This window comes from Nocardia sp. NPDC051030 (assembly GCF_040683015.1).
GTDB lineage: Bacteria > Actinomycetota > Actinomycetes > Mycobacteriales > Mycobacteriaceae > Nocardia.
This window is the reverse complement of sequence record NZ_JBFBCD010000003.1, coordinates 717457-732118: the sequence shown is the minus strand read 5'-3', so window position 1 is coordinate 732118 and position 14662 is coordinate 717457. Positions and strand designations below refer to the sequence as shown.

Below are 14662 nucleotides of genomic sequence, written 5' to 3'. Positions count from 1 at the left end.
CAGGACTCCACTACCGGCCGGTAACTTGGCATCCCGCCAACAAGCGAGTAAGGCGGTGGCAGACCAGCAAAGTCGCCAGCGGGAGCCGGTACCCTGGCTCGGTGCCGACAACCGTGCAAGGACCTCGCGAACGCCTGATCGGGCAGCTCCGCCGCCTGCGGCAACCGCGCGTTCTCGCGGTGGTGGTCGGGTGCGGACTCTTGCTGGCGCTGGCTGTGTTCGCGCCGCATCCGGGGCCACAGCAGATTCGGGTGTGGGCCGATTCGGTGGGGCCGCTGTTGCCGCTGGTGTTCTTTGTGGCGCACACGCTGGTGTGCATTGTGCCGTTTCCGCGGACCGTGTTCACGCTGAGTGCGGGAATGCTTTTCGGGCCGGTGCTGGGGTTGAGCCTGGCGCTCGGTGCGACGACGGTGAGTGCCGTGCTGGCCTTGCTGCTGGTGCGGGCGCTGGATCGGGAGCGGGTGTCGGCGCGGCTGACGCACCCGGCGGTGCGGGCGGTGGACGAGCGGCTGGCGCGGCGCGGGTGGCTGGCGGTGGGGTCGTTGCGGCTCATCGCGTTCGCGCCGTTCGCGATCGTGAACTATTGCGCCGGATTGTCTTCGGTGCGGATGACGCCGTATCTGATCGCGACCTTCGTGGGCATCGTGCCGGGGACGGTGGGCACGGTGCTGCTGGGTGACGCGCTCACCAACCGCACCTCCCCCGCGCAACTGATCGTGACGGCCGCCTGTCTGGCGGTGGGCGTCATCGGACTGGTGGTGGATGCCCGCCTGCCCGTGCCGACTGCCGTCGAGGCCGAACCCGAGCCCGTCGCACCGTGATCGAAGGCTCCGGCCTCACAGTCCATTCCTGTCGAGTACCCCGGGAAGCCGCGACAAGGTAGTTCGCCAGCCACGCTCCATGGCATTGCGGGCCATCTTCTGCCGCCGGTGTTCGATATCGAACCCGGTTTGCGTCAAGAGAAGTCGCGTGCCGCGGCCCTGTGGCCGCAGGGTCCATTCGACAATCCACCGCATCGGGAACTCCGGCCGCACATAGACCCAGCTGTAGGTCAACTGCTCGACCGGCCGGACCACCAGGACTTCGCTCGCGATCTCACCGCGCGGCTGATCGGGCACGGTGAACACGAAACGCGTTCCGACCGATGCCGCGAATCCGGTCGGACGCACCATCCATTGTCCGAGCAGATCCGGCTCCGTCAGCGCACGCCAAATGGTGTGCGGTGCTTGCCGGAAGAACCCGCCGAGCTCCACCGCGGCGGGATTTAGGGCCGAATCAGCGATCACCGGTGCCGCCCTCCCGGAGCTTCGCCTCCAATTCCGCGGCCAGCTCCGGCTGGTTCGCCTCCATCTTTTGCACATAGGTCACCGCATCGCCCACGGTCCGCAGCCCGGCCATGTCCTCGTCGGGAATCGTCACGCCATACTTGTCCTCGAGCTGCACCGCGATCTCCACCAGCGAGAGCGAGTCGATATCCAAGTCCTCGACGAAGGACTTCTCGAGCATCACCTCCGAGGCCTCGATGCCGGTCACCTCCTCGACGATCTCGGCGATACCGGCAACGATCTCCTCCTGCGAGGTAGCCACGCATGTCTCCTTCTCTGTGCTCGGATGCGCCCAAATCGACGCTGGCACTACGCTAGGAGCTCCACCGGGGTGGAGGTTCTACAACTTGTGACGGACAACACACAGCCGACCGAGTCGATGAGCATCGGTAAATTGGCTCGCACAACCGGTCTTTCGGTGCGAACGATCCGGTTCTACTGCGACGAAGGCATTCTGGAGTCACACCGCAGCGCGGGCGGGCATCGCATGTTCGACGCGCACAGCGCCACCGAACGACTGCTGCTGATACGGCGGCTGCGCGCACTCGGCCTCGGACTTGCGTCCATCACCGAGGTGCTGCGCGGACAACGCTCACTCGGCGAGGCCATCGCCGCCGAAAGTGCCCGCCTCGATATCGAATTCGAAGCCCTCGCATGGCGGCGGGCCTCGTTGCGAGCGGTCGATGCCGCGTCACCGAGCGAGCGAGCCCCGCGACTCGCTCTCCTGGCCGCGGTGCAGGACGGTCGCGCCGCTCACGACTGCCTGGTGCGGTTCTGGCGGCGAGTGCTCACCGGCACAACACGATCCGACTTCGACACCTTCGCGGACGCGACCATCCCGGAACCACCTGCCGACCCCTCGATCGAAGAAGTCGTCTCCTATGCCGAGTTGACCGGGCTCGTCACCGATCCCGAACTCCATGGCGCTGTGGGACAACAACTCTGGCGCAGCGAGCCGCATTTGATCCGCGACCATCGAGAACTGTTCTTCCACGTAGGCGAGGTACTGGTCGATGTACTGCCACACCTCGCGGAGGGCACGCAACCACACGCGGGACGCGAACTCGATCGATTCGTCGGTGCTCACGCCGCCGCACGGGGAGAACAGGATTCCCCGGCATTCCGCGCACAACTACTGTGCGACGCCACCGACACCGACCGGCGTATCCATCGCTATTGGACCCTCACCGCCGAGCTCTCCCACACGCCCGCCACGATGGGACAGGCCCATTACTGGCTCTATCAGGCACTGAACCGCTCAGCCGATCTGCCGCCGACGGGTGCGGCCGGACGGATCACGTTCTCACGCATCGGCGCGTGCCTTGGGTGATGACCGAATGGCGCTCTTGTAGAACTCGAGCTGCCAGGACTGTGCGCGGCGGGCCTGGGGGTTCGTTGGCGAGACCCAGGGCGGATACACTCGAAAACCGCGCTTTCCGCCGACTCCATTGCGCGACACGATGTCTCGCAGCAGGAGAACTTCGAGTGGGAAGATGAAGTAGCCCTGCGTCTCGGTATCGCCGACGCTGATGATGAAGTACCGGACCCCATCCGCGAGGTCGAAGGGCCGGATCGGCCCCTCCTCCGAGCGCTGCCAGACGGTGACGAATTGGCCGGGCTTGGTGGGGGTTGTTTTCGCGATCCGGAATCGGACCTGCTCCCCCTGAACCGAGAAGGCGAATGCCCCGTATTGCGCGCTCTCAGGCTCGGCTATCGGTTCGGTGCACACCTCCCCGTGCGACCACAACAGCTCCCGGGCCGCCTCGAGTTCGTCCGGTAACCCACGGCGCCAACTCGAGTTCATCACTGCGGCATCCTAGTGCGCATTCGATTCGGTGGTCCGGGCGGTAACGACGTGAACCAGCAGATCGAGGGTGTAATCGAACTCGCGATCGCGGTCGAAACGGGCCAGATGCGGTGCAGCGAGGGCGACTTGCACAAGGCCCGAGGCCTCGAGGGTGCGCTGCCGGTCGGCGATTCCCTCGGCATCATCGGTACCGAAGGTGGGTCCGGCCGAAACCTCGCGCAGGAGGGTGCCGATCAGTGTGGCCAGGAGGGTGCGGAGCAGGTGAACGGCTTCCTCGGGGGCGCGGCCCGTCCGGCGGAGAACGGCGAGAACCGCTTCGATCGGGGCCAGCCCGGACAGGGACGAGAGTTGGCGGGTCAGGACCAGGGTCGCCGCTTCCGGATGGGCGAGCGTGACTCGGCGAAACTCGTGGGCCAGCGCGCGCACGTCGGCGTCGAGTGAGTCCGTCGGCGCGGGCATGCGAAGCTGCCCGAGCAGGTGTTCCACAATGGCGTCGAGCAGGTCGTCCTTGCTGTCGACGTGGTGGTACAGACTTTTCGCGTCCACGCCGAGCACGCGGCTCACCGACCGCATGCTCACCGCGGCGATGCCCTCGGCGTCGAGGACCGAGAGCGCCGCTTCCCGGATGGCCGCGCGGGAGAGCTGGGCTTCCGCCTTCGGAGGCCGCCCACGGCGCGAGGTTCCCTGCATGGCCACCACTCTTGCATATTTCCACGGCGTGGATTTACCCTGACGCTATTCCCACGCCGTGGAATTAATACGGCGTGGAACCAACGACACGAGGTGCTTCCATGACCGATCGTTTCGCCATACCGGCCATCGAGGTGCTGCGGGCCCGCGAGAAACTCGTCCTCGACCACTTCCACGATGAGGTCCGCCAGGACTGGGACGACGTCCTGGCCACCTTCCCGCACCCGCACTACGAGATCATCCCGACCCTCACGGTCCACGACGGCGATACCGCGGTGCGCGACTATTACCACGACACCCGGATCGCGTTCCCCGACCAGGATCACGAGATCATCGCCATGCGGCACAGCGCCGACGCTGTCATCGTCGAATTCTGGCTGCTGGGAACGCATTTGGGGCCACTAGGAAGCATCCCGCCCACCGGATCCCGACATCGCACCCGAATGACGGCGTACTTCGTCTTCGACGAGCAAGAGAACCTGGTCGTCGAGCGAATCTACTTCGACACACTCTCGATGCTGAAGCAGCTCATCGGCGGCCTGAACCTCCGCGACCCCCGCACCTGGCCCCTGGTCATTCGAGCGCTCCGCGGCCTACTCGCTATGTCCCGCGACCCCAATCCCCTGCTGGTCAACACCCCACCCGCCGATCTCTCGGCCTGAGGTTCACGCGTCCGGGAGGGGCCAATCCTGGGGTTCCCCTGGGGGATTCAGTGGGCCGGGTGCGCCGTGTAGGGCTTGCCGAGCCTTCTCGCGATACTCGAGCGCGTATCGAATTACCGGTGTCGAACCTTCTGCTCTATGCCGATCGTTGGCGGAGGTGCTGAGGGTGATGGCCTTGTCGAGCCAGCCGATGGCCTGCCTCAGGACCTCGACCGTGGTCGCGGGTGACGAGTCGGTAAGGAGCAGCCCACCGTATTCGGGAGCGACGACCGCGGCCGCGCCCAAGTGCTGGAGATTGCGGGCGATGCCGAGAGTGTCGTTCAGGGACCGGTAGTCGCGAAGGGCGAACTGCCAGCAGCGGATGGCTTGGGCGGGTTCGCCGCGCGCCCACCACACCGCGCCGGAGATTTCGTGGGTGTGGGCGCGGCCGTAGGGGTCGTGGTCGGCGCGGGTGAGGGTTTCGGCAAGTTCCAGGCGGTCGGCGGCCGCGTCGAGGCGGCCCTGATGGAGGTGGACGACGGCGAGATTCACCAGGGCCGATACCTCACCCGTGATATCCGGGCGGGGCAGCCGCCGCCAGGCGCGTTCCAGGTCCTGCTCGACGCTGGTCAAGGCGGCGGTGCGGATGGGCGCGGGGTCGGCCGAACGCAGCCCGGCGAAACGCAGCAGTGCCATGCGATGAACCGCGCGAGCGTGCAGGCTGGTCTCGAGCTGGCGTTGCTGTCGACGAAACCGTAACCGCCGGTGGCGAATACCGCCCGGTGCCACCGCGGCCTCACCGGTACGAATGCGGGCGAGCTGCCAGTAGGGGCGCAGCCCCGGCTCCGAGGCTCCGGTGGGTGTCGCGTCCAACGGGTCGGAGATATTGTCCCCCAGCTGAGTCAGCATGCGCATCGCCTGCGCCACACCGATCGAGTCGCCGGGGCGGGCTGTGTCCTCGTCCCGGCCGACGATCGCATACCAGGCGTCGAGGGCGTCACAGAGGCGGGCCAGATCCGGGATGATCGCGCGGTGCAGCATGCGCATGGGCGGCTCCAATCGCCTTGTCACGCAGTCGATGACGAGTCCATGCAGATACGGCGCTTCGGCCGCGAACCAGCGGCGGGCTGCGGCCGCCGCGGCAGTACGGCCCAGGGCCAGCGCCCAGCGCTCGGCCAGATCCGCGTGATAGCGCAGCAGGGCCGGTAGCGCGGCCGGCCACATCGGGCCCGAAGCATCGAGCACCGGCGGGGTCGAACCGGCGGGCGGATCGCGGCGTTCACACCGGTCGGCGGTGAGCAGGGTGATCCGCTCCCCCAGCAGGGCCGCCAGCAGCTGACCGGCCCGGTCGTTCGGCGGATCTTCCACATCCGGCCGCCGATGCGGGGCGTCCACCATGGCCGCCAGCATGTACAGCAGGGCGGCGGTCCGGTACGCGCTGATGGGGAGGGCGTCGATGACGGCGGTAGCCGCGACCAGCGTGTCATCGTCCACTCGGCCCGGCGCACCCGATTGCGACACCGCCACTCGCACACCGGTATCCGGGGTGATGAGCGGGCCGGGTTCGGCCAGCGTCGACATCAGGTCGGATTCCCGTGCGGCGTAACGCTGTTCACGCCAGCCATGGGCGAGGCGGTACACCACGTATCCGGCCGCCACTACACCGAGGACCGCCACCGGCGCCCACAGCACGGTCTCGACGACCGCCTTCACGTGGGCGTCCTCGCCCAGCGAATTCACGATCAGATTGCGGGCAAGTTCGTAGATGAGCGCGGTGGCGACCGCCGATGCCGTGCCCAGCAAGCCCCGCCACAGTGAGGATCTGGGTGCGGCGATGAGTGAGGCGTCCTCGCGATCAGGCTCGGTCATCGCGCGCGTCCACCGGTCAAGCCCGGCACCAGCCAGGGCCGAAAGGTCAGGAGCAGGATGGCGACCGGCACGACCGCCGACAGCAGCGCACCCGCGGCCAGATGCCCGGCATTCTCATGGAATTGGCGGGCCTCACCCCACAGGAGCAGCGACCACGGGCTACCGCCCGCACCACTGACCAGCAGCCCGATGAAGAAGTCGTTCCACACCTGGATGAACTCCAGCACCGCCACCGCACCGAGCGCCGGACCGGCCACGCCGATGAAACGCCGCGCGGCCGTCGCCGAACTGGTCAATCCGTGCAGCGCATCGGCGGCGGGACTGTCCGGCGGAGCCAGCAGGGCCCCACGCAGGACCAGGATCGCCATGGGCAGACCGGCCGCCGCGTGCACGAAGATCAGCGGAATCCGCGTTCCTGACAGTCCGACGCTATCCATGACCGCACGGATCGGACCGGCGTACAGCTGCGCGGGCATGACCGTCATAACCACCAGAATCGGCAGCGCCACAGCCGATTCCAGGCGATCGGTGGCCAGCGCGGCCAAGCGGAAGGCCACCGGCACCGCGGCGGCCACGACCACGATGGTGGCCAGCGCCGCCACCAACGCCGTCGTCTCCAGCGAACGCTTCAGCGCCTCGTCCCCCCACAACCAGCGCCACGCCTCCCCGTCGAATCCGCGATGCGCACGCACCGTGACCCACACCAGCACACCGATCGGAACGAAGGTCAGTACCGTGACCGTGCCGAGTACGACCGTCGGACCGAATCGCGTGCGCGCCGAATCTCGGTGCGGCACCCGCACTTCCAGCCACGGCCGGCGGTAGCGCCGCATATCGGGTTGCAGGGCCCAGGCCAGCAGGCCGATCAGCACGGCCGGCACCAGCGCATACGCGGAGGCGTCGGGGTTGTCGAAACTGCTGCCGGTGGCCAGATTCCACCAGTGCACCGTCGCGCTGTCCGCCGAGGCTTGCAAGGTGGCGGGCACACCGACGAGCACCACGTCGAAGACCCGGGCCGCCGCGACACCGACGACCAGCCCGAAGATCAGCAGGGTCGGGCGCAGCAGCGGAATCATGCGTGGCAGGTGCCGCCACATATTCGGCTCGGGATCATCGCGATACACCGAAGCCGCCCGCACGGAGTCGGCGTCGATGGCGAGAATCGCGGCGCGGCACAGGCTGATCAGCACACCGAGCCAGGTCCACAGGAACGCCGAACCGAGCATGGCGGCGAACCAGATCCGATATTCGACGATGCCGCCCAAGTGCATGCGGTCCGCTATCCATTCGAAGATCAGCCGGAAGGCAATGCCGGAGACGAAGGCCGATATCCCGAAGGGCACCAGCAATGGCCACCACAGCCAGCGTGAATCCTTGCCCCACCAGGCGATGATCAGCGCGAGCCCGCTCAGCACCGCGCTGAAAACCACCCATGCCAGGGTTCGGAGATATCCGCCCACCCAGTCGGTATCCCACACCTCGAGGACGATCAGCGCCAGGCCGATACCGAGTCCGGCCCAGCCCGCCACCAGCACCAGCACCCGAGGGCTTCCGGGCCGAAGTTTCACGACCGCAGCGCAACCCGAGGCGAGCAGGCACCCGAACACCAAGAGCGGCCGCACCGTCCAGGCCTGCCAGATGGTCCAGCACACCGGGGCCACCAGCAGAATCGCAACAAGCAGCAGGCCCGGGACTCGCAGCGCGAACCAGAACCAGCGCTGTGGTGGCCGACCGGGCACCAGCGGACCCGCCAGCCTGCGCGTGGTGAGTTCGAGCCGGAGGCCGTTGGCTTCCAGGTCATGCGGATCGAAACGGGACGCTGTCACCGGGGCCGCCTCCGCTCCAGTTCGATGAGGCTCGTGAGCGTGTCAGCCACCGCGTCATCCAGTTGTTTTCCGCCCGCGACATCGACCAGGAAATCGGCGAGGGTGCGCTGCAAGCCCAGACGACCGATGCCCCAGCTGATCCGGTCCGACAGATCGAACCGCGACCACGAATCCAAGTCGGAGGCAAACGATTCCAGCAACTTCGACGTCCGGTGCAGAGTGTGCCGGTTCGGTGACAGGAACCCGCCGTACTCATCGATCCACACCTCAGGGGCTTGAGGTGCCGCCAGTGCGGCCAGCCACTGCCGGGCTTCCTTTCCCGCACGCTCGGTCAGCACCATGACATCGGCACCGGCGATCATCGATTGCGGACCACCCGGGTACAGCGGCGGGAACCGGGCGATTCCGACCACTTCCGAACCCCGGCGCGCATCCGAAAGACACCGTCGAACCACTGATTCCGCGAAATCCGGGGCCACCACCATGGCGGCGCGCCGGTGCTCGAACACCTCCCGGATGGCATCGGGGAACTGCCGGGTCATGGCCACCGCGGCACCACCCGGGAACGCGGCCGGATGCCCCCACAACTCCCCCAGTTGATGCAGCGTCGTCTTGGTTTCGGACCGGTCCCACTTGCGGTCGCCGGTCGCGTTCTCCAACTCCGCGTACACATCCGGGGATGCCGCCAGCAGGACGTTCTCGAAGAAGTCGGTGATCACGAACCCGTCCGCCGCACCGAAGGCCAGCAGCCGCACCGAAGTCGAAGCCAATTTGGCCATCCCCTGCGGCCACTCCGACACCGGCCAGGTACTCGGATCCGGTAATCCTCGTTCGTCGAAAGTCTGCCTGTCGTACCAGATCAGGGATTTCAGGCTGAGCTTGAACGGCACACCGTAGAGCGCGCTACCGCGCCCCACCAGGCTCGGCCATTGCGGGGAATACCGTTGCCCGTCGGCGTCCTGCCAGAGGCTCGTGTCCATGGTTTGCAGCCGGTACCGGTCATCGAGGAGTTCGCGGATCCGTCCCACGGGTGCCAGCATGACGATCTCCGGTGCGGAGGAGCCGCGCGCGGCGAACGCGGTGTCGATATCGTCGCCGAGCGGAATCACCTGTACCTCACTCAGTTCCGAGGAACCGTGCGTTCGATGCACCACCGCGTCGAAGGCCTGGCGCTCGAATCCGCTCCACGGCACCGCGATTCGGACCTTGTTCCGATCACCGAGCAGGACATCCGGCGCGCAGGCTCCCAGCAGCGGCAGGATCACTCCTGCCCGCAATGCCGCCCTGCGCGTAACCATCGACTCGGTCGCCTCCCGCGACGTCGGTCCTGCGGCGTCGCCCTTCCCCTGCCTGGCAGAGTATTCGCCCGGGTCCGAAATTTCAGGCAGTTTGCCCGGCAATGGCGATCTATGCCAGGCTCGATGGAGTAACTCTTCATCCTTCGGCTGAGCCGGTGCTGATCACCGGTCGTCTCATGTTCTTCGTCGAAGCGCTGCAATGCCAAACGCACGTTCGACTCCCAGGAGAGCACTGTGTCCACCATTCATTGGACCGAAGCCGATACCGAGCTGTCCGCCGACTGGTATTCCGAGAGTTCCGCTCCCGCGCCCGAGCGGATCGTGCTCGCCGACGACCGCACCCGCGCCGACACCGCGTATCGACTGGCGTGTGAGGGAACCACGCTGCTGTGGCGCGGCGACTATCACAATGCCCGGCAGTTGTTGCAGGCCATGGGACGCCGCATCGATCGGAAAGCGCCACCGCCGCAGTCTGATCCGCGTGATGCGTTTCTCGCCCAGCGCAAGCTGCGCGGGCATCGGGCCCGGGTGCTGAGCAGGTTGGTGGTGGTTCTGGACGAGACCCATGCCCTCACACTGCGCCGGGCCCCCGATGTCCGGCAGGCCTGGATGGAGGCACACGATGGCCCGGACCGGCCGGTCGCTGTTTCGCTCACCGAACTTCTCGGGGTGATCGGGGCGCACGGCTGGCGGGTGGAAGGCGTGCCGATTCCTGCCCTGCATGCCCGCATCCATCCGCACTACGGCGTGTTCTCGCCGGTGCGCGGTGAATACGTGGATCTGGTGGCGAACGCGCCCCTCCCGGCCGATACGCGGATAGCCTTCGATCTCGGCACGGGGACCGGTGTGCTCGCCGCTGTGCTCGCATCGCGGGGGTTCGAGCGTGTCATCGGTACCGATATCAGCGTGCGGGCGGTGGACTGTGCGCGCGACAACGCCGCTCGCCTCGGTTTCGCGGATCGGACCCAATTCCTCGGCCCCGCTTTATATCCCGAGGGTCGCGCCGATCTGATCGTCTGCAATCCGCCTTGGATTCCGGCCCGGCCCACCTCCACGCTCGAGTACGGGGTGTACGACGCCGGTGGGGACATGCTGCAACGCTTCCTGGACGGCCTCATCGAGCATCTGAATCCCGGCGGCGAAGGCTGGCTCGTGCTGTCGGATCTCGCCGAGCATCTCGGCCTGCGCAGCCGTGAACAGTTGCTGGAGCAGATCGCCGCGGCGGGCCTGCGAGTGGTCGGCAAGCTGGATACCGCGCCACAGCATCCCAAGGCCAGCGATGCGAGCGATCCCCTGTATGCCGCGCGTAGCGCGGAGGTCACCTCGCTGTGGCGGCTCACCCCTGCCTGACGGCATTGGAATCACGGTGATCGCGTCCCTGTTCGTGCGCTGATTCTGCCGCGAGGATCTTCCCGGATGGTCCCGGCCCGGGACCACAGGACCCTCGAGGCAGAGACGGGAGCGCGCACGCGTGACGCAAGTATCGACCGCGGTCACGACCATCAGCGATACCGCGACGCCCGCACGCACCACGCGACGCCGACTCGGCTTCGGCCCGGTGCGGTGGCGCGGGATCGCGGTGCGAGTGGTGTCGCTGATCGGATTCGTGACGCTGTGGTGGGCGGTGAGCGCGGCGAAACTGGTCGACGCGCAATTCCTGCCCGGACCACACGCGGTGTGGGAGGCGTTCGTGCGCGCCAATAGCTGGCATCAGCTCGCGCCCGGGGTGCCCCGGGAGGTGCGCGGGGAGCAGAACTATTTCCTGTGGGAGCACCTGGTCGCGAGTTTGCAACGCATCGGGATCGGGGCGGGGGCGGCCGTATTGCTCGGTCCCCCGGTGGGTTTCGTGCTCGGCACCTCGCGGACCGTGAGCGCGATCGTCCAGCCGTACCTGAATTTCCTGCGCATGCTGCCGCCGCTCGGGTATATCGGACTGCTGATCGTGTGGTTCGGGATCGGTGACACCTCCAAGGATTGGCTGCTGTTCCTGGCCGCGTTTCCGCCGATGGTCATTGCGACTGTCGCCGGGGTGCAAGGTGTTTCGGCCGATCGGATCAATGCGGCGCGATCGCTGGGCGCGAATCGACGGCAGGTGATCACGCGGGTATTGCTGCCCGCGACCCTGCCCGAGGTCATCGGCGGTATTCGGGTGGCGGTCGGATTCGCCTGGACCACGGTGGTCGCCGCCGAACTCAACAATGGCATTCCCGGCATCGGCGGGCTCGCCTATCTGGCCGGGCAGCGGCTCGATACGCCGCTGACCATGGCCTGCATTCTCGTAATCGGTCTCACCGCACTCGTTCTGGACGCGGTGATCACTTGGATCGGCGTGCTCGCCGCCCCTTGGAAAGGCAAGGCATGAAGCGCAGTTTCGCGGTACTGGCACTGGCAGGCACACTCACCGTGGCGCTGTCGGGATGCGTGGAATCCAATCGCACCGATCAGTCGCGCAGCACGGAAGCCCAGGTCGCCTGCCCGGTACCTGTGGACGAATCCGTCACCGGCACAGTGCGACTCGGATATCAGGACATTCCCAATGGTGACCTGATCGTGAAGGACACCGGGCTCCTACAGACCTGCCTGCCCAAGGCGACCATCACCTGGTCCAAGTTCGCCTCGGGGGCGACGGTGATCCAGGCGTTCGGATCCAACTCCCTCGACCTGGGCCTGCTCGGCAGTGCCGCTGCGGCGCGGGCGGTTTCGGCTCCGCTGAATATCGATATGAAGGCGGTGTGGATTCACGATGTGATCGGTGCGTCCGAATCGCTGGTGGCCAAGGATGCGGCCATCACCTCGGTCGCCGGGCTGCGCGGCAAGAAGATCGCGGTCCCGTTCGCGAGCACCTCGCACTACAGCCTGCTCGCGGCGCTGTCCGCCGCCGGGATCGAGCGCGACGTCACCCTGGTGAACCTCCAGCCCGACGCCATTCTCGGGGCCTGGCGTGACAGCGGCGTCGATGCGGCCTTCGTCTGGGATCCGACCCTGTCAGAGCTACTGAAGAACGGGCATGTGGTCACCACCGCCGCCGAGACGGCCAAGGCGGGCAAGCCGACCTACGACCTCGAGGGCGCACGCGCCGATTTCGTCGCCGCCAATCCGAAATTCCTGGAGGTGTGGACGGCCGTACAGAACTGGGCCGTACAGCAGATCGCCAGCGATCCGCAGGGTGCGGCCACGCATATTGCCGCACAGCTGGGCATTTCGGTGGATGAGGTGCGAAAGCAGCTCGGCGGCTATGTATTCCTCGATGCCGCCACCCAGGCGGGGTCCCCGTATCTCGGCAAGCAGCTGGGCGCGGATTTGAACGGTTCGGCGCAATTCCTGTTGAGCCAGGGCGAGATTCAAGGTCTGGCCGCTCCCGAGAAGTATTCGACTGCGGTCTACTCCGATGCCGCGGCCAAGGCGAGCGCCAAGTGACCTCGGCCCTCGATCTGCGCGACCGCGTCGTGCTGACCGACGTCTCGAAAACCTACGACAGCGCCATCGGCCCCACGGTGGCGCTCTCCCCCACCGATCTCACCATCGAGCCCGGCGAATTCGTCAGCATCGTCGGACCTTCCGGCTGCGGCAAGACCACCCTCCTGCAGCTCCTCGGCGGCTTCCTCGAACCCACCACCGGCGCGCTATTGGTCGGCCCCGACCGCATCGCCGGTCCGAGCCCGGAACGGGGTGTGGTCTTCCAATCCCCCACCCTCTACCCCTGGCTCACGGTCCGCGGCAATATCGAATTCGGCCCCAAATGCCGTGGCGTGGACCGCAAAACCCGCCGCGCAGAAGCCGACCAGCTGCTTCAGCTGGTCGGCCTGGGCGATGTCGGCGACCAGCGCCCCTACGAATTGTCCGGCGGCATGCAGCAGCGCGCCCAGATCGCGCGAGTCCTGGCCAACGATCCCCGCATCATCCTCATGGACGAGCCGTTCGGAGCCCTCGATCAACTCACCCGCGAACGCCTCCAGGTCGAACTCCTGCGCCTATGGCGGCAGGCCGGGAAAACCATTGTCTTCGTGACACATTCAGTGGAAGAAGCGGTCTTCCTCTCCACCCGCGTCCTGGTCATGAGCGCCCGCCCCGGCCGCGTGATCGTCGACCGTCGCATCGATCTCCCCGGAGACGACCCCGACCATGTCCGCGCCCTCACCGTCACCGCCACCCCCGAATTCCAGTCCATCAAATCCGAACTGGCCCAAGCCATCTACGAGGCCCACACCTAAAGCGCCAGAGGCCCAACCACCAACACCAACTTCCCGCGCACATGCCCTTCCTCGCTGATCCGCTGTGCCTCCGCGACCTCGTCCAGCGGGAAGGTCAGCGCAACCGGGAGCGAAAACCGCCCGGACTCGATCAACTCGCCGACCTCGGCGATCGCGTGGACCGCGCGGCCGGAATCCCCGCGGCTGAACCTCACTCCATACTCCTGCGCCCCAACGAAATCGGCGATCGTCACAACATGCTCCGGACCACCCGCGAGCTCTATCAGCTCGGGCAGGACACCGCTCCCGGCAACATCCAGCGCGGCGTCGACACCCTCGGGTGCGAGCGCGCGAACCCGCTCGACGAGGCCCTCGCCGTAACTGACAGGCTCGGCACCGAGCGAGTGCAGGTACTTATGGTTGGCGAGACTCGCGGTGCCGATCACCCGCGCACCGCGCGCCACGGCGAGCTGAACCGCCGCGCTCCCAACACTTCCGGAAGCGCCATTGATGAGCACCGTCCCACCGCCCGGAACCCCGAGCTGGTCGAGCGCGCGCGTGGCCGTCTCGAGGGCCGCCGGAACCGCGGCAGCGCCGGGGTAATCGAGCGACGGCGGAATCGGCGCAAAGTAGGACAGCACCGCCAGCTCGGCCTGAGCCGCACCCTCGGTAGAGAAGCCGAACACGCGATCCCCGACGGCCGCGTCCACCACACCCTCGCCGAGCTCATCGACAATGCCCGCCGCCTCATACCCCAGGGTCTGCGGCAGCTCCGGATCCATCAGGCCCTTGCGTTTCTTCCAGTCGCTCGCATTGACCCCGGCCGCCCGCACCGCAATCCGAACCTGCCCGGGACCCGGATGCGGATCCGGGAGATCCACGATCTCGAGCACTTCAGGCCCCCCGAACCGACTGAACCGGACTGCCTTCATAACCCGCTCCGATCTCAACCAGGCCATCGCCACTACCGCATACAACAGTCTGCCACCGCTCACTTCCCCCACGTTTCCCGGTCT

Annotated in this window: 15 protein-coding genes; 7 read left to right on the top strand and 8 right to left on the bottom strand. The window is 66.9% G+C overall.

What is annotated here, in order from left to right; translation table 11 throughout:
- Positions 1 to 182 precede the first annotated feature (182 nt).
- Complete coding sequence (locus AB0N05_RS12770) at positions 183 to 821, top strand: TVP38/TMEM64 family protein (protein WP_364692341.1); 639 nt, start codon at positions 183 to 185, stop codon at positions 819 to 821.
- Between the two features lie 15 nt (positions 822 to 836).
- Here AB0N05_RS12770 and AB0N05_RS12765 read toward each other — a convergent pair whose 3' ends face one another.
- Together AB0N05_RS12765 and acpM are read right to left on the bottom strand one after the other, a co-directional pair.
- Positions 837 to 1286, bottom strand: a complete 450-nt coding sequence (locus AB0N05_RS12765; RefSeq protein ID WP_364691724.1) for an SRPBCC domain-containing protein — start codon at positions 1284 to 1286, stop codon at positions 837 to 839.
- A complete protein-coding gene (gene acpM, locus AB0N05_RS12760; RefSeq protein ID WP_364691721.1) occupies positions 1276 to 1587 on the bottom strand; it encodes a meromycolate extension acyl carrier protein AcpM in 312 nt (103 codons plus the stop codon). Before acpM ends, AB0N05_RS12765 begins: the two co-directional genes overlap by 11 nt.
- Positions 1588 to 1674: 87 nt before the next feature.
- Here acpM and AB0N05_RS12755 point away from each other — a divergent pair, with 87 nt between their 5' ends.
- Positions 1675 to 2655, top strand: a complete 981-nt coding sequence (locus tag AB0N05_RS12755) for a MerR family transcriptional regulator (RefSeq protein WP_364691718.1) — start codon at positions 1675 to 1677, stop codon at positions 2653 to 2655.
- Here AB0N05_RS12755 and AB0N05_RS12750 read toward each other — a convergent pair.
- On the bottom strand, positions 2629 to 3129 hold the full coding sequence (locus AB0N05_RS12750) for a MepB family protein (protein ID WP_364691714.1): 501 nt from the start codon (positions 3127 to 3129) through the stop codon (positions 2629 to 2631). The genes AB0N05_RS12755 and AB0N05_RS12750 overlap by 27 nt on opposite strands.
- Before the next feature lie 12 nt (positions 3130 to 3141).
- Positions 3142 to 3822: a TetR/AcrR family transcriptional regulator C-terminal domain-containing protein gene (locus AB0N05_RS12745; protein ID WP_364691711.1), complete on the bottom strand. Its 681-nt coding sequence runs from the start codon at positions 3820 to 3822 to the stop codon at positions 3142 to 3144.
- A 101-nt stretch (positions 3823 to 3923) separates the two neighbouring features.
- On the opposite strand from AB0N05_RS12745, the gene AB0N05_RS12740 reads away from it, so the two are divergent.
- The gene (locus AB0N05_RS12740) at positions 3924 to 4484 is read left to right on the top strand and encodes an ester cyclase (protein ID WP_364691708.1); all 561 of its coding nucleotides are present in this window, start codon (positions 3924 to 3926) and stop codon (positions 4482 to 4484) included.
- A 3-nt stretch (positions 4485 to 4487) separates the two neighbouring features.
- On the opposite strand, the gene AB0N05_RS12735 is transcribed toward AB0N05_RS12740, so the two are convergent.
- From AB0N05_RS12735 to AB0N05_RS12725, 3 genes are read right to left on the bottom strand one after another with little or no spacing between them, the layout of a single operon-like run.
- On the bottom strand, positions 4488 to 6332 hold the full coding sequence (locus tag AB0N05_RS12735; protein WP_364691705.1) for a hypothetical protein: 1845 nt from the start codon (positions 6330 to 6332) through the stop codon (positions 4488 to 4490).
- Positions 6329 to 8158, bottom strand: a complete 1830-nt coding sequence (locus tag AB0N05_RS12730) for a hypothetical protein (protein WP_364691702.1) — start codon at positions 8156 to 8158, stop codon at positions 6329 to 6331. Before AB0N05_RS12730 ends, AB0N05_RS12735 begins: the two co-directional genes overlap by 4 nt.
- On the bottom strand, positions 8155 to 9456 hold the full coding sequence (locus AB0N05_RS12725; protein WP_364691699.1) for an ABC transporter substrate-binding protein: 1302 nt from the start codon (positions 9454 to 9456) through the stop codon (positions 8155 to 8157). The genes AB0N05_RS12730 and AB0N05_RS12725 overlap by 4 nt, the downstream gene beginning before the upstream one ends.
- 234 nt (positions 9457 to 9690) lie before the next feature.
- Between AB0N05_RS12725 and AB0N05_RS12720 the strand changes: the two genes are divergently transcribed.
- From AB0N05_RS12720 to AB0N05_RS12705, 4 genes are all read left to right on the top strand, one after another.
- Entirely contained in the window at positions 9691 to 10806 is a 1116-nt protein-coding gene (locus tag AB0N05_RS12720; protein ID WP_364691696.1) for a class I SAM-dependent methyltransferase, read from the top strand.
- Positions 10807 to 11014: 208 nt separating this feature from the next.
- Entirely contained in the window at positions 11015 to 11818 is an 804-nt protein-coding gene (locus AB0N05_RS12715; protein WP_364692338.1) for an ABC transporter permease, read from the top strand.
- Complete coding sequence (locus AB0N05_RS12710) at positions 11815 to 12873, top strand: ABC transporter substrate-binding protein (protein ID WP_364691692.1); 1059 nt, start codon at positions 11815 to 11817, stop codon at positions 12871 to 12873. The genes AB0N05_RS12715 and AB0N05_RS12710 overlap by 4 nt, the downstream gene beginning before the upstream one ends.
- Positions 12870 to 13667 (top strand): ABC transporter ATP-binding protein, encoded by a 798-nt coding sequence (locus AB0N05_RS12705; protein ID WP_364691689.1) that lies wholly within the window; start codon positions 12870 to 12872, stop codon positions 13665 to 13667. Before AB0N05_RS12710 ends, AB0N05_RS12705 begins: the two co-directional genes overlap by 4 nt.
- Here the strand turns inward: AB0N05_RS12705 and AB0N05_RS12700 are convergent.
- Entirely contained in the window at positions 13664 to 14578 is a 915-nt protein-coding gene (locus AB0N05_RS12700; protein WP_364691686.1) for an NADP-dependent oxidoreductase, read from the bottom strand. The genes AB0N05_RS12705 and AB0N05_RS12700 overlap by 4 nt on opposite strands.
- Positions 14579 to 14662: the final 84 nt, after the last annotated feature.